Source organism: Streptomyces sp. TLI_171 (assembly GCF_003610255.1).
Classification (GTDB): Bacteria; Actinomycetota; Actinomycetes; order Streptomycetales; family Streptomycetaceae; genus Kitasatospora.
In genome coordinates, this window is sequence record NZ_RAPS01000001.1 from 7,465,211 (window position 1) to 7,489,914 (window position 24,704).

Consider the following 24,704-nt stretch of genomic DNA (forward strand, 5'->3'; position numbering starts at 1 on the left):
CGAGGGGGCGGGACCGCCGACGTGCGGGCGGTCAGCGGTAGTCGTCGTCCGGCACCCGGTCGGCCAGGTCGTCGAGCACGGTGAAACGGACAGCTTCGCGCAGCGGCTCGTCCGGGCTGGCGTCGGCGAACTCGGCCTCGGCGTCCTCGTCCGGATAGACCAGGTGCACGGCGGCCTCCTCGGCGCTGGCGGCGCCGCTGTCGGGGCCGACGTCAGTGCCCTCGGTGTCGATGCCGTCCTCGACCAGGCGCCCAGCCCTGGGCGAGGGGCCGTCGGACCAGCGGTCGTCGACCTCATCAGGACTGACGTCGGGTTCCTCCTCCGCCAGCAGCTGGTCCAGGGACTCGCCGCGCTCGGCCTCCTCCGGGGTGGTGCCGTACGCAGTCGCGCCGCGATAGCCGTCCGGGGGGATGACTCCTGTGTCCAGCGGGTCGTCGTCCAGCTGGTCCGTGAGGAGGGAGTCGGCAGGTTCGAGAACGCCGTCGTCCTCGGCGGGTTCCGGGTCCTGGGCGTCCCAGTCGGTCATGACAGCACCTGTCCTCGTCGCTCGGGTGAGCTCACACGCAGTTTCTTCATGCTCGCCAGGGAGCCACCTGCACCGCAACACGGCGCGGCGGCGGCCGGTCACGGTACGGCCGTCGGCGGACACCGAGGGGCACGGCTCCGGGCAGCCGGGAGGCTGGCCGGCGGCGGCGAGCAGAAGCGTGGCAGGGCAGCTGGGGGCGACCGCCTCAGGGATGTGTCAAGCGAGGCCGCCGGGGGCGTAGCGAAGGCGTCAAAGGCAGCGAAGGCCGCTGGCGACCGCGGTGGAGTGAGAGGTGCAGGCGCGGAGCGAACGGACGGAGGAACCCGATGGTGACGGAGACGAAGGAACTGCTTCCCGGGCGCGGCACGGAAGGCAGGAGCCAGGTGCTGGCGGGGCCGTGGCCAGGGTCAGGGGCCGGGTCGGGGCAGTTGCGAGGACAGGTGGCGGAGTCCGGGGAGGCGCGCGCTGAGGACCCGTCGAGGCAGCAGGTCGCCGGGTGCCGGCACCGGATGGGGTACGTCGAGTAGGCAGGTGGCAGGAGGGCGGGCAGCGGGACCGTGGAGTGGGAAGGAGGTGGTGCAGCAGGTGCAAATGCGGTCGGCCGGCGTGGCGGCGGGCGGCGATCGGGGCGGTCGGCCGGCACGGCATGATGGGGCGCATGGACGGTACGTGCTCTCGCCGGTTGGTGCGGTCGGGTCGGGTGTACGGATGGGGTGCGCGGTGGTGACGAAGGGCGGCGGGCCGCCGGGGTTCGTGGGACGGCGGCGCGAGCTGGCGCGGTTGGTCGAGGCGCTGCGGGCCGCCCCGGCGGCCGTCCTGGTCGAGGGCGACGCGGGTAGCGGGAAGTCCTCCCTGGTGGCTCGGGCGCTCGCCGCGGCAGGCGTGGCGCCGGAGCGGGTGCTGACCGGCCGTTGCCACCCGATGGCCGAACCGACTCCGTACGGACCGGTGCTCGATGCACTGCGGGGCAGCGGGCCGCTGCTCGCGGTGGTGGACGAAGTGCCGCCGAGCGCGGGCGCGCTGCGGCCGTGGCTGCCGGACCTGGGCGACCGGCTACCGGCGGACGTCGGCGGCGGGGACGAGCAGTATCGGCTGGTCCAGGGCGTGCGGGCGCTGCTCGGTGCGGTCGGCGAGGTCGTCCTGCTGGTCGAGGACGCGCAGTGGGCCGATCGGGCGACCCGCGAGCTGTTGCTGCTGCTCGCCCGGGATCCGCACCCAGGACTGGCGCTGGTGGTGACGTACCGGGCGGAGGAGCTGCCCGACGGGGCTCCGGTGCTCGGGTCGGCCTACCGATGCCCGCCAGGGGTGGCCGGTGGGCTGCTGCAGGTCGAGCCGCTGGACGAGGCCGAGGTGCTGGAACTCGCCCGCGCCGTGCTCGGTCTCGGCATCGGCACTGGGGGCGGCACCGGTGCCGGCGCCGGTACGGGTACCGCACCCGCGCTGGCGGCGGTGCTGTACGCCCGCTCCGGTGGGCTTCCGGCGGCCGTCCTCGAAGACCTGGAGAGGCTGCGGGGTGGCGGCCCGCACGCCGACCCGGTCGCGGTACTGACCGCTGCCGAGCTGCCGCGCGGCCTCCGCGACACCGTCGCGGAGCGGCTGGCCGCGCTCGGTCCCTACGCCCGTGCGGTGGTGGAGACCGCCGCGGTCCTGGACGAACCCGCGACGGAGGAGCAGCTCGCCGAGGTCGCGGCGCTCTCCGCCGAACAGGTCGCCGCCGGCCTGGTGGAGGCCCTGCGCACGGCACTGCTGAATGAGCCCGAGCCGGCCAGGTACGCGTTCCGGTGGGCACCCGCCCGCGAGGTGGCGTACCGGCGGATACCGGGCCCCATCAGGTCGGCGTTGCACCGGCGGGCCATCGCGGCGCTGCGCACCGCAGACCCGCAGCCGCTCGCCAGGATCGCCGCCCATACCCGTGCCCTCGGCGACCGGGACGCCTGGCAGCAGGCCGCGGAGGCCGCGGCGCAGCAGGCGGTCGAGCAGGGCGACACCGCGGCGGCCGGTCCGCTGCTGCGCGAGCTGCTCGCGGACGCGGACCTGGCGCCCGAGCGCCGCGGGCGGGCCGCCCGTGCCCTGTCCGGGATCGCCGCGAACGCCGCCGACGACACGGCCAGCACGGAGGCGCTGGCCGGGATCATCGCCGACCCCAGGCTGCCGGTCGCCGACCGGGGCGAGATCAGGATGACGCTGGGCCTGCGGATGGCCGTCCAGGGTGGTGACCGGGCCGGGTTCGCGCAGATCGAGCAGGCCGCCGACGAGCTCGCCGAGCGTCCGGCCCGGGCGGCCCGCGCCCTGGTGGCGCTCGCCATGAACGAACGCGACGGCGGTGCGGCAGCCGGCTGGGAACGGATGGCGAGGGCCGCCGCCGCGCTGGAAGCCGAACCCGACGAGGAGGTCGCCGCCGCCTACCGGGCGACCAGGCTCACCTTCCAGGCCCGCGAGGGCGACCCCGAGCTCTGGCCCGAACTCGACCGACTGCCCCGCGACGCCCGCAGTCCCGAACTGGTCCGGCAGACCACTCGCGCCCTGTACAACGTCGGTGACATCGCGCTGGACACCGGCCACGACCAGCGGGCCGGGCGCCTGCTCGCCGAGAGCCGCGCGCTGGCCCGGCAGGCCGCGATCTCGTACCTGGAGGCGTACAGCCGGGTGGCGCTGCTGCGCCTCGACGGGCTGGCCGGCCGTTGGCAGGGGCTGGAGGAGCGGTTCGAAGCACTCGGCACCGAGTTCCCGGACGTGGCGATGGCCAGCGCCGAACGAGCCATGCTGCTCGGCCGGTTGGCCGCCGCGCGGGGTCGACTCGCGGTGGCGCGGGCCGAGTTCACCTCCGCCGCCCGGTACGGGGAGCGGGAGTCTCAGGTGACCGCGGCGATCCGGGCCGCCACCGGGCTGGCGGCGCTGGATCTGGTCGAGCGCGGCGGGCAGGCCGCCGCCGAGGTGCTGGCCCCGGCCGTCGCGATGCTCCGGCAGGCGGGGGCGTGGGCGCGGAGCGCCGAACTGCTGCCGGTCGCGGTGGAGACCGCGCGTGCGGTGGGCGACGAGGATGCGGCCCAGCACCTCATCGAGGAGGCCACCGAGGCCCTCGGCGGGGTGGACGCGCCGGCCGCGCAGGCCGGGCTGGAGGTGGCGCGCGGCGTCCTGCTGGAGACGGCGGACCGAAGCGGCGCGATCGAGTGCTACCGGCGGGCCCGCGACGCCTGGCGGGTGATCGGGCGCCCGTACGAGGTGGCGCGGGCCGAGGAGCGCCTCGCCCGGATCCTCGCCGACGGCGACCCGCAGACCGCGGCGGAGCGGCTGGCCGCCGCCGAGGCGGCGTACACCACGCTCGGGGCGGCGTCCGACGCGGCCCGCTGCCAGCACGTCCGGCGGGATCTCGGGCTGGGGCGGATGGCGTCGCCGGGGCGGCGCGGTTACGGCGAGGCGTTGTCGCCGCGCGAGCGGCAGGTGGCGGACCTGGTCGGGCAAGGGGCCAGCAACCAGGACATCGCGCAGGCGCTGTTCCTGTCGCCGCGGACGGTCGAGCACCACGTGGCGAGCGTGCTGCGCAAGCTCGGGGTCGGGCGGAAGGACGTGGCAGAGGCCCTGGCGGAGACGGAGAACTGACGCGGCGTCGGGAAGTCCGGCACACTGACGGGACGGGCAAGGTCACCGCGGCGGAGGGCCTCCGGGCGGCGGGTGGTGCACCGCGCGGACCAGGGGTGGGGTGGTTCCTGGTCCGAAGCGGGAGACAGGTGCCCGCGCAGCAGCGGGAGTCGGCGGCGGGTCCGGGGGGGGAGGGGGCGACGCGGTCGGCGGGCCGTCGTGCGACCGGTGGCTCCGGGGGGTGACGGTCGGTCAGGCCCGGTCTGGAGCAGGGGGCGGCCGGGTCAGCGGTGAAGCGTGGCGTGTGCGGCGGCCGTGTCGATGTGGGCGCCGCGGCGGTGGCGGAACGCCGGGTGGGCGAAGGCGGTGGTCGCGGCTTGGGCGAGGGCGGCGCTGTGACTGGTGGCGCGGACGGCGAAGGTCTGTTCGCCGCGGGCGCCGGCGGGGCCCGTCGTGGGCATGGTGACCAGCCAGAGCGGCAGGTCGGCGGAGGGCAGCGGGCCCGGGGCGGCCGCGGTGGCGGTGAGGGTCATGGGGCGTCAGGTCGGTTCAGGGGCGCGGTCGGTGGGGGAGACGGGCGAGCCGGGAGAGGGTGGCGCGGCGGGTCTGCCGTTCGACGGTGCCGCGGCGGTTCGGGGCGGCGGGCTCGACGGGGGCAGTGAAGTGCTCGGTGGCGTAGAGGCGGAAGCGTTCGCGGCGGGTCATCCGGTCCTCCGAGGCTGAGGGTTGGGGGCGGGAATGGGTACCAGCCAAGCAGTGGACCGGTGTGGTGATCAATGCGTAGCGGTACCCATCGAGGCGGGCGAAGGGTGGGTAGTGGCCGCGCGGGAGCGGGGGTACCCAGCGTTCGGGGCGGACGTTGGGTAGCGGATACGCATTGTTCGGCCGGTGCGCCTGGGGGTTTGCTGGGAGTGTTCCCGATGACGGCCGGAGCCGGACGCCGGCCGCCCCAGGAGGTTTCGATGACCCGCCGTGAACGCTTCCGCCTGTACGCAGCCGAGCACTTCACCGCCCCGGACGAGTCCGCCGTCGGACTCCCGCGCTGCCGGGGAACGGTGGAGCGGCAGACCAGCCGGTCCCGGCTGGCCTCGCTCGCGCGGATCGCCCCGCAGCACGCGGTGCCGCCGTTCGCGGCGGGGCGCGAGGTGCCGGTGTCCGGTCAGTGTCGGCCGCTCGGGCGCGCCGTGCTGATTCCGGCTCAGCGGACCTGCCAGGACGGCGCCGGTCGGACGGAAGGCCGGGACGGCTGAGGAGGCCGGCAGCTGAGAAGACCGGGACGGCTGAGAAGGCCGCGAACGCCGACCGGGCTTCGGCAGCGTCAACGGAGGGCGGGCGGGCGGCGCGGGCCGCCCGCCCGCAGGTCGGTCAGCGGATGAGGTGGGGGAGGAAGCGCGCGCCCTGGTGGGTGATGGGGCTGTCGTCGGTCTCGCGGATGCCGAGTCCGGCCGATTCGCCGTCGACCACCCAGGTGCCGAGGACGGGGCGGTTGCCGTCGAAGTCGGGCAGCGGGTGGTACTGCTGGTAGCAGTGGCCCTCGGCGCCGTACCGGTCGGGGTCGCCGGCCCAGTCGGCCAGGCGGGTCTGGCTGCCGTCGGCCTCCACGATGCGGATGCCGGCGCCCTCGCGGCCGAGCAGTGGCTTGGCGGCGTACCCGGGCCCGTCGGGGTCGGCGAGTTCACGCGGCCCGTCGAGGTAGGCGGGCAGCAGGTTGGGGTGGCCGGGGTTGAGCTCCCACAGGACGGCCAGCAGGGCCTTGTTGGAGAGCAGCATCTTCCACGCGGGTTCGATCCACATGGTGCTGCCGGTGCCGCCGCCGAGGTCGATGACGTCGAGCAGCTGGTCGGCGAACTCGTCGTCGGCGAGCCACTCCCACGGGTAGAGCTTGAAGGCGGAGCGGATGAAGCGGTGCTCCAGGTCGACGAAGCGGCCGGACAGGCCGTCCCAGCCGATGTCCTCCATCGCGATGCCGACGGTCTCCAGGCCCGCCTGCTCGGCGCACTCCTGAAGGTAGAGGGTGGTGAGCCAGTCCTCGCCCTCGGTGTCGCCGCGGGAGTGCGCGAAGTGCACGGGGCCGGGCGGCAGGAGCTGCCTCTGGCGTTGCCAGGAGGCGATGAGGCGCTCGTGCAGGGAGTTCCACTGGTCGGCGGCGGGGAAGCGCTCCTCCAACCAGAACCACTGCGGGCCGGCGGCCTCGATCAGCGAGGTGGGCGTGTCCGCGTTGTACTCGAACAGCTTGGCGGGGCCGGTGCCGTCGTACGCGAGGTCGAACCGGCCGTACACGCTGGGCTGTTCGTCGCGGCGGCGCCAGGATTCGGCGATCACGCCGGCGAGCCGCGGATCCGTGATGCCGAAGTCGGCGAAACGACCGGTGCGGACGATGTGGTCGGCGGCGGCCAGGGAGAGTTCGTGCAGCTCCTCGACCACCTCCTCCAGGGCCTCCACCTCGGGGAGCGAGAACTCGTAGTAGGCGCTCTCGTCCCAGTAGGGGTGCGGGCCGCCCTGGTTGCACGGGTCGGAGCACATCGCGTAGACGAGGCCCTGGGACTCGACGGTCGCCAGCCAGTCCGGCCTGGGGGCGATGGTGTGACGGCGCATCAGGGTCAGCCCCCGCCCGAGCCGCTGCTGCTGCCCTTGGGGCAGCCGAAGCCGCCGCGCTTGGTGGCGGCCTTGTCGAAGGTGCCGCCGCTGGCGGTGTCGGTGCCGTAGCCGCAGTAGTACCAGCGGCCCGCGCCCGCGCCGGTGGTGCCGGCCGAGCAGGAGTGCCGGTCGAGGACCTTCAGCGTGGTCGGGTCGACGCAGCGGCTGGGCGCGCTGCCCGAGGACGAGGAGCAGCCGGCGAGGGTCAGCGCGAGAGTGCCGACCATGCCGAGGGTGACGAAGCCCGAACGACGGCGGTCGCCCGGCGTCGACTGGTCCGGTCCGGCGGTGGCGGAAGGCGGCGGTGTCATGGCGGACCATGCTACGCGCGGCACCGGATGATACGGCAGGTGCCCCTGGAACCTGACGGGACGCCAGGGACATGGGATATCTTTTGCCGATCCTTGACCACGGCGCGGCCCGGACGGCCGCCCGATCCCCGGGGGAGCCCCGCAGATGCACGACATACTCCACGGCCTCGGCGCGGCCGCCGTCTACGGCCTGGCAGGCCTGCTGCTCCTGTTGCTCGGCTACGGGCTGATCGACCTGCTCACCCCGGGCAAGCTCGGCCGGCTGATCTGGGCCGAGGGCAACCGCAATGCCGCGGTGCTGCTCAGCTCGGCGCTGCTGGGCGTCGGCGGCATCGTGTACACCGCGATCCGCTACACCTACGACGACTTCGGCAAGGGCCTGGTGTCCACGCTGTGCTTCGGGGTGCTCGGCCTGCTGCTGATGGCCCTCGCGTTCTGGCTGCTCGACCTGCTCACCCCGGGGCGACTCGGCGCGATCCTGGTCTCCAACGAGCCGCACCCCGCGGTGTGGGTGTCAGCCAGCTGCAACCTGGCCGCGGCCGCGATCGTGGCCGCCTCCATCGCCTGAGGCGACGGATCGACCGGGCGCCGGACGGCGTCGGGCGGATCGGGGTTCACGGCGTTCCGGGGTTCACGGCGTTCCGGACGGGATGCCCAGCAGGGTGAGGAAAGCGGCGGTCGCGGGGGAGCGGCCGGTGCGCGGCCAGACGACCGTCTCGACCCGGGTCGGGGCGTCCTCGACCTCGACGGTGACCACGCCCGTCAACTGGGGGACGTACGCGGCGGGCAGCATCGCCACGGCCAGGCCCGGGCCGACCAGGCGGGGGATGTAGGCGGCGTCGTCGACCTCGAACGCGACGTCGCGGACCAGGCGGGCGGCGGCGAACGCCAGGTCGGTCTGGGCGCGCCCGGCAGTGCCGGCGGGCAGGTCGACGAAGGTTTCGGCGGACAGTTCGGCCAGTGACACCCGCTCGCGGGCGGCGAGGGGGTGGTCGGGGGCGACCACCGCGACCAGGCGGCCGCGGGAGAGTTCACGGGCCGTCACGCCCTGCGGGCGCAGGGCCGTCGGCAGCCCGAGGAAGGCGACGTCCAGCGCCCCCTGGCGGACGAGTTCGACCAGGTCGTTGCTGGCGCCGACACGCAGGCCGATCCGCACCCCGGAGTGGCGGCCGCGGAACTCGCGCAGGCCGGCCGGGATGTCCACGGCGGTGACGGTCGGGATCAGGCCGACGGCCAGGCGCCCGCGTACCTCGCCTACCGCCGCGGCGACCTCGGCGGCCGCCCGCTCGGCGGCCTCCAGGCACTGGCGGGCGGCGGGCAGGAAGGCCTCGCCGGCAGCGGTGAGCCGGACCCGGCGGCTGGTGCGCTCGAACAGGCGGGCGCCCAGCTCCTGTTCGAGCCGGGCGATCTGGTGACTGAGCGCCGACTGCACCACCAGACAGCGCTCCGCGGCGCGGGTGAAGTTGAGGGTCTCGGCGACCGCGAGGACGTAGCGCACCTGCTGGAGCTCCATGGGATCCATCGTGCATGGAGATCGATGTGCTGACAAACATGTGTTGGACTCATCAATGGCCCCGGAGCCAGACTTCCGGTCATGAGTGCGAACACCACCGCCACCCCGCTCACCACCCCGACTCCCCGGCCCCGCACCGGACTCGGCACCCTGCCGCGCACCGCGCTGACCGCGCTCGCCCCGGCCGTCTGGGGCACCACCTACGTGGTCACCACCGAACTGCTGCCGCCCGGGCATCCGATGTTCGCCGCCCTGCTCCGCGCGCTGCCCGCCGGGCTGATCGCCGTGGCGTTCACCCGCAAGCTCCCGCACGGCAGTTGGTGGGGCAAGGCGGCGGCGCTCGGCATCCTGAACATCGGCCTGTTCCTGCCGCTGCTGTTCACCGCCGCCGAACGGCTCCCCGGCGGCGTGGCCGGCACCCTGACCGCCGTCCAGCCGATGATCGTCGCCCTGCTCGCGGTGCTGGTGCTCCGTCAGCGGCTCTCCGGCCGACGACTGCTGTGGGGCCTGGTGGGCGTGGTCGGCGTCGGGCTGGTGGTGATCGGGCCGAGCGCCGCACTGGACGCGGTCGGGGTCGCCGCCGGACTCGGCGGCGCCGCCACCATGGCGCTGGGCGTCACCCTCACCAAGCGGTGGGGCCGCCCCGAGGGAGTCAGCCCGCTCGCGCTGACCGGCTGGCAGCTCACCGCCGGCGGGCTGTTCCTGCTCCCGCTGACCTTCCTGTTCGAGGGCGCGCCCCCGGCGATCGACGGACGGGCCGCGCTCGGCTACCTGTGGCTCGGCCTGGTCGGCGGCCTGCTCACCTACGCCCTCTGGTTCCAGGGCATCGCCACCCTGCCGGTCGGCAACGTCGCGGTGCTCGGGCTGCTCTCGCCGCTGGTGGCGGCGGCGCTCGGCGCACTGCTGCTCGGCCAGACCCTCGGCCCGGTGCAGCTGGTGGGCTTCGCCCTCGCGCTGGCCTCGATCGTCGCCGGGCAGCTACCGGAGCGCCGGGTCGCGGGCCGCCGGGGCTGATCCGAAGTCACATCCGGAGCGAGATCCGGGGTCAGATGCGGCGGATGGTGTTGATGGTCATGGCGTCCACCTTCATGGTCCGCACCACGTCGCCGGTCTGCGGGGCGTGCAGCACCAGGCCGTTGCCGATGTACATGGCGACGTGGTGCCGGTCGGAGTGGTAGACCACCAGGTCGCCGGGCTGGGCGTTGTGCCAGTCGGTGCCGACGTTGACGCCCGCGTTGCCCTGTTCCTGCGAGGTCCGCGGCAGCGACACCCCCGCCTTGGCGTAGGCGAAGACCATCAGGCCGGAGCAGTCGAACGTGCTCGGGCCGGTGGCACCCCACTTGTACGGCTTGCCCTGCTGTTCGAGTGCGGTCTCGACGGCGATCTTCGCTGCGCCGCTGGCCGGGGGCAGGCTGGCGGGATCGATCCGGGAGGCGCCGCGCGAGGCGGCCCCGTCGGAGCCCTGCATGATGGCGGCCCGGTCGGCGGCGCCCAGCTGGGCGAGCAGCCGGTTGGCCTCCTGCAGCTTGTTCTGCACCTCGTTCTTGGCGGCGTTCAGCGCCTGGGTCTGGCCGTCCAGCTCGGCCAGCACGTCCGCCGCTTCCTGCTTCTGCTGGTCCAGGCGGCGCTGCTGGTCCTTCAGCGACCTCAGCGTGTCGGCCTGGGTGCCGGCGGCCTGGTCGAAGGAGGACGCCTTCGCCAGGTACTGGTCCGGGTCGGAGGAGAGCATCAGCTGCATGGACGGGTCGACCCCGCCCTGCCGGTACTGGTCGCCCGCCACTGCCGCCAGCCCGCTGGCCAGCTCGGTCAACTGCTCCTGGCTGCGGGCCAGCTGGTCCTGCAACTGCCCCGCCTGCTTGCGCAGCTGGTCGGCGCGCTCCTTGGCGCCGTTGTAACGCTCGGCGGCCTGCTCCTGCTCCGCGGTGAGCTTGTCGACCTGGGCCTTCACCTCGTCCTTGGTCGGCTTGGCGGGCGCGGCGTACGCGCTCACCTGGGCCGTGAGGGCGACCGCGGTCACGGCGGCACCGGTGAGCACGGTGACCCGGGCGCGGCTCGGCTGCTTGGGACGGCGGTGGGAGGCCAAGGGAGGCTCCTTCTTCCTGTCGGACCCCACTCGTTCGAGCGATCGTCCGAATATAGGTTTGATGCCAGACCGTAATGAAGTCCCGGCCTCCCGTCCACTCCCGCCGGTCACCGAATTCGTTTGCGCTGGTAGGCGACTGACAGTCCGTCAGTCATGGGCGGCGGGCTTTCCGGGCGGCGGGGTGTGCTCCCGGTACCCCGACGGCGGGACGGTCCGACGGATCGGCGAGAATCGGACCGTGCTCGAACTGACCACGGAGGCCGACCTCCGCGCCGCGACCGACGACGACAGCCTGCTGAGCTGGGCCGCCCAGGGCTTCGCCGGAGAGACCCGCGCCTGGATGCGCGGACGGGCCGTCGCCGTGGCCGCGCCCGACCTGTCCGGACGCGACCGGGTCGCCGTTCGCGGGCCCGTGGACGAGCTCGCGCCACTGCTGCGCCAGGTGCTCGCCCTGGTCGGGCCGAGTTACCGGCCGCTCGGCGACGCCGAGCTGCTCGCCGCTCTCGTCGCCCGCGAGGACGGGCTCGAACTGCGCGGCCGGTTCGGGTGGATGCACCGCAGCGGGCCGCTCGCCGTGCCCACTTCCGACCGGACGCCCGCCGTAGCCCGGTGGCTCGCCGCGGACGAACTCGACGAGGCCGCCGACCTGATCGACCGGCACTTCCCCGACTCCCACGCCCACCCGCACCGGTCCGGCACCCGGGCCTGGGCCGGCGTGCGCGACAGCCGCGGAAGGCTGACGGCGCTGGCTGCCGACGCGTGGCCCGCACCCGGGGTCGGCCTGCTGGCCGGCGTCGTCACCGACCCCGAACACGGCCGCGGCCGCGGACACGGCGAGGCCGCCTGCCGGCTCGTCCTGACCAGGATCCTGCGGCGCTCGCCGAGGGCCGCGCTGATGGTGCACGCCTGGAACGAGCCCGCGATCCGCCTCTACCGGCGGCTCGGTCTGCAGTACCGGCTGTTGGACGCAGCGGCGCAGCGCGGAGCGGGGACCGCCTGACGGCGCGGAACAGGTTGCGGCCCTCGGGGGCTCGCGGGGCACTGAGTTGTCCAGCGCGACGTGCGGGGTACGGGGTACGGCGCGGTGCGGTGCGGGACCGGGGCGCCTGACGGGCGCGGGTGAGGGCGCTCGGCACGTGCGGCGGCGCGGAGGCTGATGGCCGGTGGGCTGTTGGACGTCGCGGGGCGGCCTCGGCGGGTGCGCGGCGGGACGGCTGACCAGGTGTCGGCGAGGCTCGCTAGCGTGTTCGCATGACCGATGCATGGCACGATCTACGCCTGTTGGCGCCCAGTGGCGACCCGTCCGCCGTGGCCGGACTGCTGCCGCCCGGGCGGCTGGTGAGTCCCGGCAATGAAGCGGAGGCCGCGCCCGTGCTCTGGATGAGCGAGGGCGAGGCCCCGGTCGGGCTGTGGGAGGAGCTTCACCGGGCCCACCCGGCCACCGGGTTGTGGCCGTTGTTGCTCGTACCGTTGCGGGCCGAGGCTCCGTTCCGGCCGTGGGAGACCGGCGAGCTCGACACCCGATCCGCCAGCGAGCCCGACTGGTACGACCCCGCCGCGCTGCTGCGCACCGGCTGGCAGTACTGCGTCGCCCTCGACCAGGACGGGGAGCCGCTGGACCCCGAGGAGCTGACCGAACTCGGCCGGAGCATCGTCCCGTTCACCGGCGGCTGGCCCGGTACCGCGCCCGCCGCCGCCTACTCCGGCGACCCCGACGAGGCTGCCCGGGCGCTCGCCAAGCACCTGGTGGCCCTCGGCGGGCCGCTGCGCCCGCGGATCGGCCTGGTCGCCGCGGGGAGCGGCGCCGAGGCGCTGACCGTGATGGGCTGGACCGGGCCCGTCAACCACGAGGACGACGTCGCCAAGGTCTCCGCGGTGCTGCTGGACTGGGAGCGTCGCTACGGGGCGCGCGTGGTCCAGGTCGGCTTCGCCGAGCTGGAGGTGAGCGTCGCGGCGCCGCCCGCCGACCTCGACAGCGCGCTGCACGTCGCCGCCGAGCACCTCGCCTTCTGCCCCGACAACATCTTCCAGGGCGCCGGAACCCTCGCTGAGTACGCCCCCGACCTGATCGGCTCCGGGCACTGGTACTTCTGGTGGGACTGACGGTCCGTCAACCTGGACCGCACCCGAACCACCCGTGCGGGCGGAGAACGGCCTGCCGATTCGCTCCGCCGGGTGGTTTGGATCGTTCGCAAGCCAGTTCGGGCCTCGGGCGCTCCTAGGGTGGGCCATGGCCGTGGAGGAACGAAGCCGCGGCCGTGGAGACCGGAGGACGTCCGAAGGGGGCAGACCATGGGGAACACCGCACTGCCGGGGGCGGGCTCGATGCTGCGCCGCACCCTGGGCGAGCAGCGCATCGTGCTGGTCGCCTGGCGGCTGCTCGTGCTGCAGAACGCCCATCCCGCGGTCGGGGCCGGCGTGGGCCAGCTCTCCACGTACCGCACGCACCCGTGGCGGCGGATCGAGCACACCATGGACAGCGGTCGACGTCTGTTCTTCTCCGACCGGGAGGCGCTGCACCGCGAGATCCGGCGATTGGAACGCAGCCACCGCAGGATCAACGGAGTGGACGGCGCCGGTCGCCCCTACACCGCACTCGACCCCGCCGTGCAGGTCTGGGTGCTGGTGACGCTGTACGAGGCGATGACGGCGCTGCACGCGCTCTCCGGCCGCCCGCTGAGTCCCGATCAACTGGACCGGCTGTACGGGGAGTTCCGGGAAGTCTGCGCGGCTTTCGAGCTGCCCGGCGAGCTGTTCCCGGCCACCGCCGCCGACGTGCCGGGCTACCTCCGCGACACCGTCCGCGACACCCTCGAACTGACCGAAGCCGCCCAGGACATGCTGTTCACCGTCCTCACCCGGGCGCCCGCGCCCCGCCGCCTCGGGCGGCTCCGCCCCGCCTGGCCCCTGCTGCGGAGACTCGTCGCCGGGTTTCTCACCGCCCTCACGCTCGCCGACCTGCCGCCCGAGTTCCGGGCCAAGTTCGGGCTGCCCCGCAGCCGGGCCGCCGCCGCGCTGTCCTGGACGGTCCACCGCGGGGCGCGGCTGCTGGTCGCCCAGCTGCCCGACCGGCTCCGGTACCGCACCCTGCCGAGCGGCGAGCGGGGCCGCGAGCGGACCGTCCGGCCGCCGACGCCCGCGGCGAAGCCGCCGCGCGTCCCGCGGCGGGACGACCGCCCCGCCCGGCTGGCAGCCTTCTACCGGCAGGTGATGGACCAGACCGGGGACGGCCGGCTGACCGCGGCCGACTTCGCGGCGATGGCGCACAACGTCTGCTGGCCGCTGGAGCTCGACCAGGCCGGCGAGGACGCCGTGCACGCGGCCTTCGACACCTGGTGGCACCACCTGCGGGCCGGCGCGGACGGCGACGGGGACGGCGCGATCAGCTGCGAGGAGTTCGTCGCCGCGATGCTCGCCGGCATCGACGGCGACCCGGACTACCTGCGCGACGGCCTGCACGTCGCCGTCCGCGCCATGTTCCGCGCCGCCGACCTCGACGGGAGCGGCGAGCTGGGCGCCGACGAGTACCGCACCCTGTTCGGCGGCTCCCGCGTTCACCCGGCCGAACTGGCGCACGGCTTCCAGCAGTTGGACACCGACGGCGACGGCCGGATCACCGAGGAGGAGTTCCTCCACGGTTTCACCGAGTTCTTCACCACCCGAGGGGGCAGCGCGGCCGGCACCCAGTTACTCGGCCGCCCCTGACGGCGCGGGGGCGGGAGCCGACTGGTCGAGGAGAGCGACGAGGGCGCGGACGGTTCCGGTGAAGCGTGCGGCCTCCTCGTAGAAGGGGACGACGAAGGCGTCATCGGAGGTGCCGGCGACGGTCTGGCCGGGCGGCGCGCCGAGCACGGTGAAGCGGCCGTTGGGTCCGCCGCCGACGACGTAGACGCCGGGTTCGGCCTCGCGCAGGAAGAGACGTCCTGCTGGTGCCTGCCTCGAACCCCCGTGACGACGGCCGGCCGGTTGCCGTGTCAGACCGGCTTTACGGCCACCTCGTCCAGGTGGTTGTCCGCCGCCATGACCTCGCCGTCGGCCTGTGCGCCCAGGGTGCGGCGCATTTCGCGGACCTCCGGGTCGGACACCGACACGGTGACGGTGTACGGCGCGGGCCCGGTGATCGTCTGGTGCTCGTCGGTCGGCGGCATGAGGTTCCGGGCCAGGGCCTGACCGTCCACGCCCGGGCAGAGCGCGGTCGGCGGCAGCACCACGTGGGCGCTCGACTCGGGTGCGGACACCAGCCAGCCGCGGCCGTCGGGGAGGCGCTCGGCACCCGTCACCTCGGCGGGCAGCCCGTACGCGGCGGCGACCACACCGTCAGGGCCCTCGATCTCGATGGCGACGCCCTCGCTGCCGAGCGGCGCGGCCAGTGCCAGCGGGGTGGAGCCGCCCGAGCTGAGCAGCAGGTCGAAGACGAGCTCACCGGGTTCGGCGCCGGGCTTCTGGTATCCGTAGGCCTGCAAGGCGATGGAGGGGCCCGAAGTTCCCTGGGCGGTGAGCGACTTGGGGGCGTCCGGGAAGCGGTGGTAGCCGTGCCCGCCGCACGCGCTGCCGACGAAGGTGCCGCCGCCTGCGAGCGCCCGGTCGGCGGTGGGCCGCGGACTGCCCGGCTGCGGGGGAGGGGAGGCGATCTGCGGGGTGTGGGCGCGGTTCGGCCCGAACAGCACGCCGCCGACCACCAGCAGCACGATCAGCAGGCCCAGCACCGCCGTCCAGCGCTCGCCGCGGCTGAGCGAGCCGAAACGGCCGAGTCGGGGGCGCAGCCGTCCGAGCCGGCCTTCCGGTCGCCGGGCCGGGCCGTCGGCGGACCAGCGGCGACCGCCCGGGTCGACCGGGGGCTCCCGCCGCCAGCGCTCTGCCAGCATCCGGGCCCGCGCGGACGGTTCGCTCAGGGTGGCGGAGCGGACGAACTGCTCGTCCAGGACCAGTCCTTCGAACGGGTCCGGGGGCTCGACGGCGTCGGCCTGGCGGTGGTCGGACATTGCGCCAGTATGCCTGTCACGGGTGTCCGTGCGGGGGCTATGTTCTGGATCACGGACGGCCACCGCCGGGAAGGTCCCGGGAGGTCCCGCCGGCCGGGGAGGGCACCTGCCATGCCGCAGATCCTGATCGACCACTCGCCGGGCCTGGACTTCGACGCCACCGCGTTCGCAAAGGAGGTGCACGCGCTGATCCCGGCGGTCATCGACACCACCGTCGGCGACTGCAAGACCCTGGTGCGACCGGCAGCCCAGCACCTGGTCGGTGACGGTTCGTCGGCGGAGGCGGAGGCGGTGGTGCTGGTGGAGATCAAGATCCTGGCCGGGCGCAGCGTCGAGGCCCGCGCCACGCTCTCCGCGCGGGTGACCGAATTGCTGCGCGCGCACGTGCGGGTGCCTGCCGCGTTCGGGGTGGAGATCACCGAACTCGACCGGGAGAGCTACGTCTTCGTCCACCACGGCGGCCAGTGACGCGGCGGCGCCCCGGAGGGCGCCGCCGGCCGGCGATCGGTGTCCCGGCCGGGGTCGTCCGGCCGGGAGAATCGTTTCGGCTCATGCCGATCTTTGAATGCCTGGCGAGATCACAGGCCGGGGGTGGATTCGTCGAACAGCACGCAGCGAGCCCGGTTGTCCAGGTTGAGGGCGCGCCCGGAGACGACCTGGCGGCCCTGGCCGTCTACGTCCCGCGCGGCGTGGTGGATGCCCTTCGCGCCGTTCAGGTCCGGGCGGCGTGCAGTGCGCTCCGGGCTGCCGCTGCCGGGGAGGAAGATCAGGTACTCCCAGTCCCGGGCCGGGTGGTGGACGGTGCCGCAACTGTTCGGCGACAGCCGGACGGTGGTGAAGTCGGTGTCGTTGGCCACCGCGGAGCGGCCGAACCCGACCGCGCCGGTCCTGGTCAGGTCCAGCCTCGGGGTGCTGCGGGTCTTCTCCTGCTGGAACACCCAGACCTGGCCGACGGCCGGCTCGTTGTAGTCCTCGTGCTCGTAGAGGCAGAACGCGTCCGCGGGGCAGGCCGCCACGCCGTGCCCGCGGGTGAGGTGGATGCCGGAGCGCTGAGCGGTCGTCGCGCTCGCCGGTGTGGTGGCCGCAGTCAGGAACAGCAGCCCGGCCGAGGCGCAAATGATCATCTTCTCCATGTCCCACCCAACGACACCCCGCCCGACCGGGTACGCGAGCGCCCGGATTTCGTGACGGTCCGTCACTCGGGCGGCGGCTTTGGCTACATCACGTAACGGCGCGGTGTTGAAGCATCACCTTCGACCCGCCGGTTTCAGCGGGCGGAACCGGGCGTGGACGATCAACGTCGTACCGCGGGGACACGGGAAGGCGAGCAGTGCGAGGGGATCCAGGGGTGACGCGTTGACCGGGACGACCGGGAGTCGGCCGGCCACGGCCACGGCCGCGACGGGGCCGGCCGGGCGGAGCGTGTGGCGCCAGCGCGACTTCCTGCTGCTGTGGGGCGGGCAGACCGTCAGCGAGATGGGCGCCGCGGTCACCCAGATCGCGCTGCCGCTGCTGGCCGTCGTCGCACTCGACGCCAGCACCCTGGAGGTCGGACTGCTGTCCGCCGCCACCACCCTGGCGTTCGCGGTGGTCACGCTGCCCGCCGGGGCGGTCGTCGACCGGCGACCGCGCCGCTCCATCATGATCGTGACCGACCTGCTGCGCCTGCTGCTGCTCGGCTCGATACCCGTGGCAGCTGCGCTCGACCTGCTGACGATGGGTCAGCTGTACGTCGTCGCGGTCGCGGCCGGCGTGTGCACGGTGGTCTTCGACGTCGCCTACCAGAGCTACCTTCCCTCGCTGGTCCGGGCCGAGGACCTGCTGGCCGCCAACGGCCGGCTCGGCACCACGCAGGGCTTCGCCAACCTCGCCGGGCCGAGCCTCGGCGGCGGACTGGTCGGCGTGCTCGGCGCGGCCTCCGCGATCACCGTGGACGCGCTGTCCTTCGGCGTCTCCGTGCTCTCCGTCCTCGGCATCCGCACCCGTGAACCGGCCCCTCCACCGCCGCCCGCCGACGAGCCGCTCCGGCGGCGGGTCACCGAGGGCCTGCGGTTCGTCCTCCGCCACCCGATCCTGCGCAAGGTGGTGGCCTGCACCGGCACCTCCAACCTGTTCTCCGGCATGGCCTCCGCGCTGTGGATGGTCTTCCTGGTCCGCGAACTGCACGTTCGCCCCGCGTTCACCGGCCTGGTCATGGCCGGCGGGGCGATCGGCGGAATCCTCGGCGGCGCGCTCGCCGGGCGGCTCGCCGGGAGGATCGGCTCCGCGCGGATCATCTGGCTGTCGATCCTGGTCCTCGGCGCCCCGCAGTGTGTCGCGGCCGCCGCCCGGCCCGGCTGGAGCGTGCTGCTCGTCCCGCTGGGCATGGCCGTCGGGTACTTCGCCGCGATGCTCTACAACGTCGCCCAGATCAGCTACCGGCAGTCGGTCACCCCGCCCGAACTGATGGGCCGGATGAACGCCGCCGTCCGCTGGATCGTCTGGGGCACCCTCCCGCTCGGCGGCCTCCTCGGCGGCACGCTCGGCACCCTGATCGGCGTCCGCCCCACCCTCTGGATCGCCCTCCTCGGAACCTCGGCCGCCGGCCTGTTCGTGCTGCTCTCCCCGCTGCGTCGAATGCGGGACGTCCCACCGGCGCCGACGCTCGCGCCGACCGTGGAGGCGTGAGCCGAAAGCGCAGCCGGGGCGGGCGGACGCGCGGCTGCGCACCGAGTAAGGGCTGGGCAAGGCCGAGACCGCCCAGGCGCTCGGCATCAGCCCCGCCACGCTCACCGCGTGGGAGCAGGGTCGCCGCGACCCGCAGGGCGAGGGCCGCGCCGCGTACGCCCGGCTGCCGGACGGCGTCGCCGCGCAACTCGCCGACGCGGCAGCGGAGACGGCGGCCGAGCGCGAGCCGGAGCGCGGGCCGGAGCCGGCGTCGGCGCCTGGACCCGAGTCGAAGCCGGAGCCGCGGGCCGCGTTCCTGGCCGGCCCGAAGGCTGCCGCCGAGCCCGCCGTTCGGCCCGCTGCCGAACCCGCCTCGCCGCAGCAGCCGGGTCGGCACTGTACGGGCCGGCCACCTGCCTCGACCCTGGCCACCCTGTACCGGTCCGGCCTGCGACGGATCACCGAGCTGGCCGCTATCGAGGGCGTCACCCAGCCCGCGATGACCGTCCTGGTCCGGGTGATGGAGGAGTCCGGTCTGGTCGAGCCAAGGGCGACGCGTCCGACCGGCGGGTCACGTTGGTGTCGCTGACCGAGGCCGGCGCGGCGTACGTCGGGGCCCGGCGGCAGGCGGGCGTGGACGCGTTCGCACGGCTGGTCGACGAGCTCGCCGACGACGAGGTCGAGGCCCAGGTGGCGGCGCTTCCGGCGCTGGCGCACCTGGCAGAGCTCGAGAGCCAGGACCGAGAAGGGCCGAAGCGGCCCGGCAGTGCGGCGAGCCGTTGGCTGCAGCGCCGTTGACGGCCCGTCAGGTCGGTGGTGGGCACCCGGGACCGGTCGTCGGGCTTGCCGAACGGGCGCTGCGCCCCGCGACGCCCGACCTGTGCGCTGGTCCGTCTCGCCGTCGGAGTGCTCGTCCGGACGGTGCTCGGGAACCGGATGGTGCGCGGGGTGGTGACCGGGCAGGTGGAAGCCGGGCCGTCGCCTTGCGTTCCGGTGCCGGAGGACCCCGGGGAGGGGTGATCCCGGCCCGGACCCCCGGCGGGATCCTCAGGGTTTGCTCAGACCTGTGTCGGCGGGGCGGCGGGGTCTGCCAGCATGGGCCCGCCTGTGAAGGGGCGCACTCTCGGGGGGAACCATGACGGGTATTGAGGATGCCGGGCCGGCGGTGCTCCAGCCGTGCCCGAGCTGCGGACTCGGCGACCAGGTGAGCGGCGTGCCGGCGGTCTACCACGCCGGGCGGGACAGCGTCCGGGTCACCCGCCCGGCGCGCCACGACGAGGGCGAGGAGACGGTGACCCGCTCGGTCACCACCTCGCTGTCGGGCGCGTTGGCGCCCGCGCCGACCCTGCTGCCGTTCACGGCGGCGGGCGACGTGGCCGGGGGAGTGCTGCTGGTGCTGGTGGCGATCGGCACGTTCATCGGCGGCGCCGCGGGCGGCCACTGGTTCAGCGAGGACAGCGAGCCGACCCGCCGGACGACCACCGGCGGCTGGTACTACACCCAGCAGGACGCCGCGCCCGCGCACCACTCCTCGCTGGCGTTCCTCGGCTGGATCTCCGCGCTGGCGCTGCTGTCGGCGATCACGCTGCTGGTCCGGGCCGGCCGGCGACAGGCCGCCCGGAAGCTGCTGCTGGCCGGTCGGGCGGAGGCGGAACGGCTCTGGTCGCAGGGCTGGTACTGCCGGCGGTGCGGGTCGGTGCACTTCCGGGCCCGGCCGGGCGAGAAGGCACGGGCGCTGACGCTCCAGGAGTTCCGGTCGCAGGTGTGGGAAGCCGGCGGGTACGGCAGCCTCGCTGAGCGCGGCACCTTCTGACCCCGGGTCGGCACGCGGGTCGGTGCCGGGGTCGGTACGTGGGCAAGCGCTCGTGGTGGGGTGGGCGAAACCGGTTGTGGGGCGGGCGGGGCGACGCGTAGCGTGACGCGGGTGAACACCGGAACGGCCTTCGGCCACGCACGGACGGGTGACCCGGTGGGCGGCTGAGGCCGCCCCGGGCGCCGGGTGGGCATCCGGTCGGTCGGGTGCGCGGGCCGCCGTGTCGTCGAGCAGTACCTCGACACGTCTCCCGAACAACCCGACCCGAGAGGTTCGCCCGGCATGCCTGCCGCTTTCAACCACACCATCATCGCCTCCAAGGACCGCGAGGCCTCCGCCCGTTTCTTCCTGGACCTGCTGGAGGCCGAACAGGCGCCGTCCTGGGGCCCGTTCACCAACCTGACGCTCCCCGACGGCGTGCTCCTGCAGTTCGCCGAGCCGCCGGTGGAGATCCAGATGCAGCACTACGCGTTCCTGGTCGACGACGAACTCTTCGACCGCGCGCACGCCCTGCTGCGCGAGCGCGGCATCGACCACTGGGCCGACCCGCAGATGCAGCGCCTCGGCGAGACCAACACCGAGCACGGCGGCCGCGGCGTCTACCTGCTCGACCCGTCCGGCCACGGCATCGAACTCCTCACCCGCCCCTACCTGTAGACCCGTGGCCCGGGCGCGCGGCTGACGGTGCGTCGGGGGTCAGGACGGGGAGGGGACCATGCGGTGCAGGCCCTTCCGGTCGTAGTAGAAGGTCATGGCGAAGCCGAAGACCAGCGCGACGACGAAGCCGAGCAGGATCATCAGCCAGGCGCGGGTGAGGCCGGCGTCGGCCTGCGCGTTGAAGTACAGGATGGCGCGGACGCCGCCGGCCACCTGGCGCATCGGCTCGAAGGCGCCGAGGAAGCGGTAGAAGGACGGGGTGGCCTGCAGGGGCACGGTCGCGCCGGAGGAGGGGAGGGCGAGGGCGATGAAGACGAACATCGCGACGAGTTGGCCCAGGGTGCCGAACGCCGCGTTGATCGCCTGGACGCCGAGGCCGACCGCGACGCAGGCGCAGAAGGAGAACACCCAGAGCAGCGGCAGGTGCGGGGCGTCCATGCCCAGGATGCCGACCGTCGCCAGGATGATCATGGTGGTGGTGACGGCGGCCAGTCCCGCCGTCATCGCCATCTTCACCAGCAGGGTCTGGGTGCGGTTGATCGGAACGGTGGGGCGGCGGGTGTGCCACGGGCCGATCTCGCTGTCCGCGTAGCCGAGCGCGGTGTCCACGCCGTTGTGCACCAGGTTCGCGCTCAGGAACCCCGCCAGGACCAGCAGCAGCGTGTAGTAGAAGGCGCTCAGCCCCAGCCCCGTGTGCCGCCCGATCGGATGGCCGGGCTCCACCCGGACCTCCACCGGGTCGGCCAGCAGCAGCTTCGAGGTCGCCGGGGCGTCCGGCGCGGCCGCCGTCAGCCGCTTGCCGAGCGCCTCCGAGGAACGGTGGGCGGCCTGCTGGGTGATCTGCCCCGCCAGCGAGGACGCCAGCGACCCGGCACCCGGGTTGGTGAGCGCCAACAGGACCGGCCGGGCCGAGGCCTGATCGGTCGTCAGCGCCGCCACGCTCCGGGTGAAGTCCTCCGGGACGACCAGCGCGCCGTACACCTTGCCCGAGGACAGCTGGTCCTGGGCCTCCGCCCTGGACACCCGCCGCCACTGCACCTGGCCGGGCGGGGTGCCGGCCGCGATCGCGTCCGTCAGCTCGGCGCCCAGCGGTGCGGACTGTCCCGGCAGCGGCGGCCCGGTGTCCGCGTCGACCAGGGCGATCGGCATCCGGTGCAGGTCGTCCGCCGGGGTCAGGATGCCGCCCATGTACAGCAGCGACAGCACCAGGGCGACCAGCGCGCTCAGCACGCCGGGCACCAGCCACAGCTTCCACCGGCGCAGCACCCGCCCCGCGCGGGCCTGCCGAGCATTCACCTGCGGGGGGATCCCGGTCGCCATGGCACTCCACCGACTCGTCGCCGCCGGCCCCCGGCCGGGCGCCCCCACGACGATAGGTCCGGGGCGCGGCGCGACCCCGCGCGACACCGGCGAGCCTCACCCCAACGGGCCAGTCACCGCGGTTCGCTAGAGTCGGCCCCATGGACGAGCAGGTGAAGACGCCGTTCGGGAACTTCCCCGAGGTGCGGCGCGCGGTGGACACCGTCGCGGAACTGGCCGGCCCCGTGGCCGAGGCGCTCAAGAACTGGGACGCGGACCTCGCCCGGTCCGTGCTGTACGTCGACACCGATCCCGAACTCGCCGACACCGCGGTGTTCTGCGCCGCGTACGACGTCCCGGCCGAGGCGTCGGCGAACTGCGTCGTGGTCGCCGCCAAGCGCGGCGGCGAGACCACGCTGGCCGCCGGGCTGGTCCTCGCGACCACCCGCCTGGACGTCAACAAGGCCGTCCGCAGCCATCTCGGCGCGCGGAAGGCCTCGTTCGCACCGATGGACACCGCCGTCGGCGAGAGCGGCATGGAGTACGGCGGCATCACCCCCGTCGGCCTCCCCGCGCACTGGCCGCTGCTGATCGACGCCGCGGTCGCCGCCACCCCCTGGGTCCTGGTCGGCAGCGGACGGCGGCGCGGCAAGCTGCTGCTGCCCGGCACGGCGGTCGCGGCGCTGCCCGGGGCTCAGGTGCTGGCCGGGCTGGCGGGCCTCGTGGCCGGCGCGGGCGCTGCGGACGTCGCGGGCTGAGCGGGGACCCGGAGCGGGAACACCGCGGGGGTCGCGGAGGTTGGACCGGATGGTCCGGGTCGGAGGTGGCGCTCCGGTCGGGCCGAGCCGACGTCCCACGCGAGGAGTGAGAACGAGATGACCACGGACCGGGCTGTCCTGGCCGGCGGCTGCTTCTGGGGAATGCAGGAGCTGATCCGCAAACTCCCCGGCGTCCAGTCGACCCGCACCGGGTACACCGGCGGCGAGAACGCGCACGCCACCTACCGCAACCACCCCGGCCACGCCGAGGCGCTGGAGATCATCTACGACCCGGAGCGGACCAGCTACCGGGCGCTGCTGGAGTTCTTCTTCCAGATCCACGACCCGAGCACGGTCGACCGGCAGGGCAACGACATCGGGAGCAGCTACCGCTCCGCGATCTTCTACGCCGACGAGCAGCAGCGGGCCACCGCGGTCGACACCATCGCGGACGTCGACGCGAGCGGCCTCTGGCCGGGCAAGGTGGTCACCGAGGTGACCCCGCTCGGGGATTTCTGGGAGGCCGAGCCCGAGCACCAGGACTACCTGCAGCAGTTCCCGAACGGCTACACCTGCCACTACCCGCGCCCGGGCTGGAAGCTGCCCGTCCGCGAAGGCGCCTGACGGCCGCCGGCCGCAGGGGCGAAAGCTGCGCCCTGCGGCCGGTCGGGCCGGCCCCGCGGTCAGGGGGTGCGCGGGTTGCGGAGGAGGGTGTCGAGGGAGTCGACGATCCAGTCCCAGGAGGCTTGCGGGTCGACGGGGGTGTGGGCGAAGCCGCCGGCGGCTTCGAGCTCGATGTAGCCGTGGACGACACCGCCGAGGAGGCGGACCGCGTGGGTCTGGTCGGGTTCGGGGATGTGGTAGCCGCGCAGGATGGCTCGGGTGAGCCGGGCGTGGCGGGGGGCGGCGCCGGCGGCGGCCGTGGCCGGGTCGAGGCGGAGGCGGGCGGCGGCGTAGCGGCCGGGGTGCTCGCGGGCGTAGCCGCGGTAGGCCTCGGCGAACGCGGCGAGGGCGTCGCGCCCGGCCCGGCCGGCGACGGCGTCGGTGGCGCGGTCGGCGAGTTCGGCGAGGGCGAGCAGCGCGATCCGGACCTTGAGGTCGTGCGAGCTCTTGACGTGCGAGTACAGGCTGGCGACCTTCACGTCGAAGCGGCGGGCCAGTTCGGTGACGGTCACCTGGTCGAAGCCGACCTCGTCGGCCAGTTCCGCGCCCGCCCTGGCCAGGACGTCGGGGGTCAGTCCTGCACGTGCCACCGGGTGCCGCCTCCTCTGTTGCTCGAATCTCCCTGAGGGTTCCTGAAGAGATTATCCGTTTGCCTAAACGACTTAGGCAAATTAGCGTGGCGTTTCGTGAGAGAGCTGACCGACCCCGAGATCCGCGCCGCGTTCCTGAACTGCTCCAAGGGCGAGGCGAAACGACTCAACCTGCCCCGGGACCTGGCCGAGCAGCCCTGGAGCGAACTGGACTTCCTCGGCTGGCGCGACCCGCAGGCACCAGACCGCGCCTATCTGGTGACCGAGCTCGGCGACGGCCCGGAGGCCGTGGTGCTGCGCAGTTCCTCGGGCGCCTCCTGGCAGCCCCGCCGCAGCATCTGCTCGCTCTGCGTCACCACGCACACCGGCGGCGTCTCGCTGCTGGTCGCCCCGCTGGCCGGACCCGCCGGGCGGCAGGGCAACTCGGTCGGCGCGTACATGTGCAGCGACCTCGCCTGTTCGCTGTACGTCCGCGATCTGCGCGAGACCGGCACCAAGATCCACGAGTCGCTGACGCAGGAGCAGCGGATCGAGCGGATGCGCGGCAACCTGGTCGCCTTCCTGGACAAGGTGCGGGGCGGGGCGGCCGGCTGAGCCACCGGCAGAGCGCTCCGGGCCCCGGAGTAGGGTGCGAACCACCGCGGCCG

General features: G+C 74.2%; 27 protein-coding genes. 15 read left to right on the forward strand and 12 right to left on the reverse strand.

What is annotated here, in order from left to right; translation table 11 throughout:
- Positions 1–31 precede the first annotated feature (31 nt).
- Entirely contained in the window at positions 32–526 is a 495-nt protein-coding gene (locus BX266_RS33280; RefSeq protein WP_099906030.1) for a DUF5709 domain-containing protein, read from the reverse strand.
- Positions 527–1,246: 720 nt separating this feature from the next.
- Between BX266_RS33280 and BX266_RS33290 the strand changes: the two genes are divergently transcribed.
- Positions 1,247–4,126 carry a LuxR family transcriptional regulator gene (locus BX266_RS33290; protein ID WP_259464977.1) on the forward strand — a complete coding sequence of 960 codons (2,880 nt, stop codon included), beginning with the start codon at positions 1,247–1,249 and terminating at the stop codon, positions 4,124–4,126.
- 263 nt (positions 4,127–4,389) lie between these two features.
- Here the strand turns inward: BX266_RS33290 and BX266_RS39040 are convergent, their stop codons facing one another.
- Both BX266_RS39040 and BX266_RS39045 read right to left on the reverse strand, forming a co-directional pair.
- A complete protein-coding gene (locus BX266_RS39040; RefSeq protein ID WP_099906036.1) occupies positions 4,390–4,638 on the reverse strand; it encodes a hypothetical protein in 249 nt (82 codons plus the stop codon).
- Between the two features lie 16 nt (positions 4,639–4,654).
- Positions 4,655–4,810 carry a hypothetical protein gene (locus BX266_RS39045; protein WP_180290709.1) on the reverse strand — a complete coding sequence of 52 codons (156 nt, stop codon included), beginning with the start codon at positions 4,808–4,810 and terminating at the stop codon, positions 4,655–4,657.
- 257 nt (positions 4,811–5,067) lie between these two features.
- Between BX266_RS39045 and BX266_RS33300 the strand changes: the two genes are divergently transcribed.
- Positions 5,068–5,355 carry a hypothetical protein gene (locus tag BX266_RS33300; protein WP_099906038.1) on the forward strand — a complete coding sequence of 96 codons (288 nt, stop codon included), beginning with the start codon at positions 5,068–5,070 and terminating at the stop codon, positions 5,353–5,355.
- 115 nt (positions 5,356–5,470) lie between these two features.
- On the opposite strand, the gene BX266_RS33305 is transcribed toward BX266_RS33300, so the two are convergent.
- Together BX266_RS33305 and BX266_RS33310 are read right to left on the reverse strand one after the other, a co-directional pair.
- Positions 5,471–6,700 carry a glutathionylspermidine synthase family protein gene (locus BX266_RS33305; protein WP_099906040.1) on the reverse strand — a complete coding sequence of 410 codons (1,230 nt, stop codon included), beginning with the start codon at positions 6,698–6,700 and terminating at the stop codon, positions 5,471–5,473.
- A 5-nt stretch (positions 6,701–6,705) separates the two neighbouring features.
- Positions 6,706–7,053, reverse strand: a complete 348-nt coding sequence (locus BX266_RS33310) for a hypothetical protein (protein ID WP_310794824.1) — start codon at positions 7,051–7,053, stop codon at positions 6,706–6,708.
- A 145-nt stretch (positions 7,054–7,198) separates the two neighbouring features.
- Here BX266_RS33310 and BX266_RS33315 point away from each other — a divergent pair, with 145 nt between their 5' ends.
- Positions 7,199–7,621 (forward strand): DUF350 domain-containing protein, encoded by a 423-nt coding sequence (locus BX266_RS33315; protein ID WP_099906042.1) that lies wholly within the window; start codon positions 7,199–7,201, stop codon positions 7,619–7,621.
- A gap of 63 nt (positions 7,622–7,684) precedes the next feature.
- Here BX266_RS33315 and BX266_RS33320 read toward each other — a convergent pair whose 3' ends face one another.
- On the reverse strand, positions 7,685–8,566 hold the full coding sequence (locus BX266_RS33320; protein WP_099906044.1) for a LysR family transcriptional regulator: 882 nt from the start codon (positions 8,564–8,566) through the stop codon (positions 7,685–7,687).
- An 81-nt stretch (positions 8,567–8,647) separates the two neighbouring features.
- Here BX266_RS33320 and BX266_RS33325 point away from each other — a divergent pair, with 81 nt between their 5' ends.
- The gene (locus BX266_RS33325) at positions 8,648–9,580 is read left to right on the forward strand and encodes an EamA family transporter (RefSeq protein ID WP_099906046.1); all 933 of its coding nucleotides are present in this window, start codon (positions 8,648–8,650) and stop codon (positions 9,578–9,580) included.
- Positions 9,581–9,611: 31 nt separating this feature from the next.
- Here the strand turns inward: BX266_RS33325 and BX266_RS33330 are convergent, their stop codons facing one another.
- On the reverse strand, positions 9,612–10,649 hold the full coding sequence (locus tag BX266_RS33330) for a C40 family peptidase (RefSeq protein ID WP_099906048.1): 1,038 nt from the start codon (positions 10,647–10,649) through the stop codon (positions 9,612–9,614).
- A 238-nt stretch (positions 10,650–10,887) separates the two neighbouring features.
- Here BX266_RS33330 and BX266_RS33335 point away from each other — a divergent pair, with 238 nt between their 5' ends.
- From BX266_RS33335 to BX266_RS33345, 3 genes are all read left to right on the forward strand, one after another.
- Positions 10,888–11,649 (forward strand): GNAT family N-acetyltransferase, encoded by a 762-nt coding sequence (locus BX266_RS33335; protein ID WP_099906050.1) that lies wholly within the window; start codon positions 10,888–10,890, stop codon positions 11,647–11,649.
- A gap of 251 nt (positions 11,650–11,900) precedes the next feature.
- Positions 11,901–12,752, forward strand: coding sequence for a DUF4253 domain-containing protein (locus BX266_RS33340; protein WP_099906052.1), 852 nt, complete (start codon positions 11,901–11,903; stop codon positions 12,750–12,752).
- Between the two features lie 189 nt (positions 12,753–12,941).
- Entirely contained in the window at positions 12,942–14,354 is a 1,413-nt protein-coding gene (locus tag BX266_RS33345; RefSeq protein ID WP_099906054.1) for an oxygenase MpaB family protein, read from the forward strand.
- On the opposite strand, the gene BX266_RS39050 is transcribed toward BX266_RS33345, so the two are convergent.
- Positions 14,337–14,501: a hypothetical protein gene (locus tag BX266_RS39050; protein ID WP_180290710.1), complete on the reverse strand. Its 165-nt coding sequence runs from the start codon at positions 14,499–14,501 to the stop codon at positions 14,337–14,339. The genes BX266_RS33345 and BX266_RS39050 overlap by 18 nt on opposite strands.
- Before the next feature lie 122 nt (positions 14,502–14,623).
- Positions 14,624–15,631: a hypothetical protein gene (locus BX266_RS39055; RefSeq protein WP_180290315.1), complete on the reverse strand. Its 1,008-nt coding sequence runs from the start codon at positions 15,629–15,631 to the stop codon at positions 14,624–14,626.
- A 111-nt stretch (positions 15,632–15,742) separates the two neighbouring features.
- Here BX266_RS39055 and BX266_RS33355 point away from each other — a divergent pair, with 111 nt between their 5' ends.
- Positions 15,743–16,099, forward strand: a complete 357-nt coding sequence (locus BX266_RS33355; protein WP_099906056.1) for a 5-carboxymethyl-2-hydroxymuconate Delta-isomerase — start codon at positions 15,743–15,745, stop codon at positions 16,097–16,099.
- 110 nt (positions 16,100–16,209) lie between these two features.
- Here the strand turns inward: BX266_RS33355 and BX266_RS33360 are convergent, their stop codons facing one another.
- Positions 16,210–16,764, reverse strand: coding sequence for a peptidase inhibitor family I36 protein (locus BX266_RS33360; protein ID WP_099906058.1), 555 nt, complete (start codon positions 16,762–16,764; stop codon positions 16,210–16,212).
- Between the two features lie 289 nt (positions 16,765–17,053).
- On the opposite strand from BX266_RS33360, the gene BX266_RS33365 reads away from it, so the two are divergent.
- The 4 genes from BX266_RS33365 to BX266_RS33380 all read left to right on the forward strand — a co-directional run bounded on the left by BX266_RS33365 (position 17,054) and on the right by BX266_RS33380 (position 20,747).
- A complete protein-coding gene (locus tag BX266_RS33365) occupies positions 17,054–18,298 on the forward strand; it encodes an MFS transporter (protein WP_259464978.1) in 1,245 nt (414 codons plus the stop codon).
- 558 nt (positions 18,299–18,856) lie between these two features.
- Positions 18,857–19,075, forward strand: a complete 219-nt coding sequence (locus BX266_RS40370; RefSeq protein WP_259464979.1) for a hypothetical protein — start codon at positions 18,857–18,859, stop codon at positions 19,073–19,075.
- Between the two features lie 337 nt (positions 19,076–19,412).
- Complete coding sequence (locus tag BX266_RS33375; RefSeq protein WP_143687054.1) at positions 19,413–20,090, forward strand: hypothetical protein; 678 nt, start codon at positions 19,413–19,415, stop codon at positions 20,088–20,090.
- A 282-nt stretch (positions 20,091–20,372) separates the two neighbouring features.
- Positions 20,373–20,747, forward strand: coding sequence for a VOC family protein (locus tag BX266_RS33380; RefSeq protein ID WP_099906064.1), 375 nt, complete (start codon positions 20,373–20,375; stop codon positions 20,745–20,747).
- 39 nt (positions 20,748–20,786) lie between these two features.
- On the opposite strand, the gene BX266_RS33385 is transcribed toward BX266_RS33380, so the two are convergent.
- Positions 20,787–22,067, reverse strand: coding sequence for a YhgE/Pip domain-containing protein (locus BX266_RS33385; protein ID WP_099906066.1), 1,281 nt, complete (start codon positions 22,065–22,067; stop codon positions 20,787–20,789).
- 140 nt (positions 22,068–22,207) lie between these two features.
- On the opposite strand from BX266_RS33385, the gene BX266_RS33390 reads away from it, so the two are divergent.
- Positions 22,208–22,804: a YbaK/EbsC family protein gene (locus BX266_RS33390; protein WP_099906068.1), complete on the forward strand. Its 597-nt coding sequence runs from the start codon at positions 22,208–22,210 to the stop codon at positions 22,802–22,804.
- A gap of 117 nt (positions 22,805–22,921) precedes the next feature.
- Positions 22,922–23,428, forward strand: coding sequence for a peptide-methionine (S)-S-oxide reductase MsrA (msrA, locus tag BX266_RS33395; RefSeq protein WP_099906070.1), 507 nt, complete (start codon positions 22,922–22,924; stop codon positions 23,426–23,428).
- Between the two features lie 59 nt (positions 23,429–23,487).
- On the opposite strand, the gene BX266_RS33400 is transcribed toward msrA, so the two are convergent.
- The gene (locus tag BX266_RS33400) at positions 23,488–24,057 is read right to left on the reverse strand and encodes a TetR/AcrR family transcriptional regulator (protein ID WP_099906072.1); all 570 of its coding nucleotides are present in this window, start codon (positions 24,055–24,057) and stop codon (positions 23,488–23,490) included.
- A gap of 96 nt (positions 24,058–24,153) precedes the next feature.
- Here BX266_RS33400 and BX266_RS33405 point away from each other — a divergent pair, with 96 nt between their 5' ends.
- Positions 24,154–24,651 (forward strand): FBP domain-containing protein, encoded by a 498-nt coding sequence (locus tag BX266_RS33405; RefSeq protein WP_099906074.1) that lies wholly within the window; start codon positions 24,154–24,156, stop codon positions 24,649–24,651.
- The last annotated feature ends 53 nt before the right edge of the window (positions 24,652–24,704 follow it).

Bases quoted from the DNA above. Each gene is read 5' to 3' on its own strand.
- BX266_RS33310 (WP_310794824.1), bottom strand. From the start codon at position 7,053: ATGACACCGCCGCCTTCCGCCACCGCCGGACCGGACCAGTCGACGCCG.
- BX266_RS33315 (WP_099906042.1), top strand. From the start codon at position 7,199: ATGCACGACATACTCCACGGCCTCGGCGCGGCCGCCGTCTACGGCCTG.
- BX266_RS33280 (WP_099906030.1), bottom strand. From the start codon at position 526: ATGACCGACTGGGACGCCCAGGACCCGGAACCCGCCGAGGACGACGGC.
- BX266_RS33320 (WP_099906044.1), bottom strand. From the start codon at position 8,566: ATGGAGCTCCAGCAGGTGCGCTACGTCCTCGCGGTCGCCGAGACCCTC.
- BX266_RS33325 (WP_099906046.1), top strand. From the start codon at position 8,648: ATGAGTGCGAACACCACCGCCACCCCGCTCACCACCCCGACTCCCCGG.
- BX266_RS33390 (WP_099906068.1), top strand. From the start codon at position 22,208: ATGGACGAGCAGGTGAAGACGCCGTTCGGGAACTTCCCCGAGGTGCGG.
- BX266_RS33340 (WP_099906052.1), top strand. From the start codon at position 11,901: ATGACCGATGCATGGCACGATCTACGCCTGTTGGCGCCCAGTGGCGAC.
- BX266_RS39040 (WP_099906036.1), bottom strand. From the start codon at position 4,638: ATGACCCTCACCGCCACCGCGGCCGCCCCGGGCCCGCTGCCCTCCGCC.
- BX266_RS33345 (WP_099906054.1), top strand. From the start codon at position 12,942: ATGGGGAACACCGCACTGCCGGGGGCGGGCTCGATGCTGCGCCGCACC.
- BX266_RS33355 (WP_099906056.1), top strand. From the start codon at position 15,743: ATGCCGCAGATCCTGATCGACCACTCGCCGGGCCTGGACTTCGACGCC.
- BX266_RS33380 (WP_099906064.1), top strand. From the start codon at position 20,373: ATGCCTGCCGCTTTCAACCACACCATCATCGCCTCCAAGGACCGCGAG.
- BX266_RS33300 (WP_099906038.1), top strand. From the start codon at position 5,068: ATGACCCGCCGTGAACGCTTCCGCCTGTACGCAGCCGAGCACTTCACC.
- BX266_RS39055 (WP_180290315.1), bottom strand. From the start codon at position 15,631: ATGTCCGACCACCGCCAGGCCGACGCCGTCGAGCCCCCGGACCCGTTC.
- BX266_RS33360 (WP_099906058.1), bottom strand. From the start codon at position 16,764: ATGGAGAAGATGATCATTTGCGCCTCGGCCGGGCTGCTGTTCCTGACT.
- BX266_RS33305 (WP_099906040.1), bottom strand. From the start codon at position 6,700: ATGCGCCGTCACACCATCGCCCCCAGGCCGGACTGGCTGGCGACCGTC.
- BX266_RS33385 (WP_099906066.1), bottom strand. From the start codon at position 22,067: ATGGCGACCGGGATCCCCCCGCAGGTGAATGCTCGGCAGGCCCGCGCG.
- BX266_RS39045 (WP_180290709.1), bottom strand. From the start codon at position 4,810: ATGACCCGCCGCGAACGCTTCCGCCTCTACGCCACCGAGCACTTCACT.
- msrA (WP_099906070.1), top strand. From the start codon at position 22,922: ATGACCACGGACCGGGCTGTCCTGGCCGGCGGCTGCTTCTGGGGAATG.
- BX266_RS33375 (WP_143687054.1), top strand. From the start codon at position 19,413: ATGACGGGTATTGAGGATGCCGGGCCGGCGGTGCTCCAGCCGTGCCCG.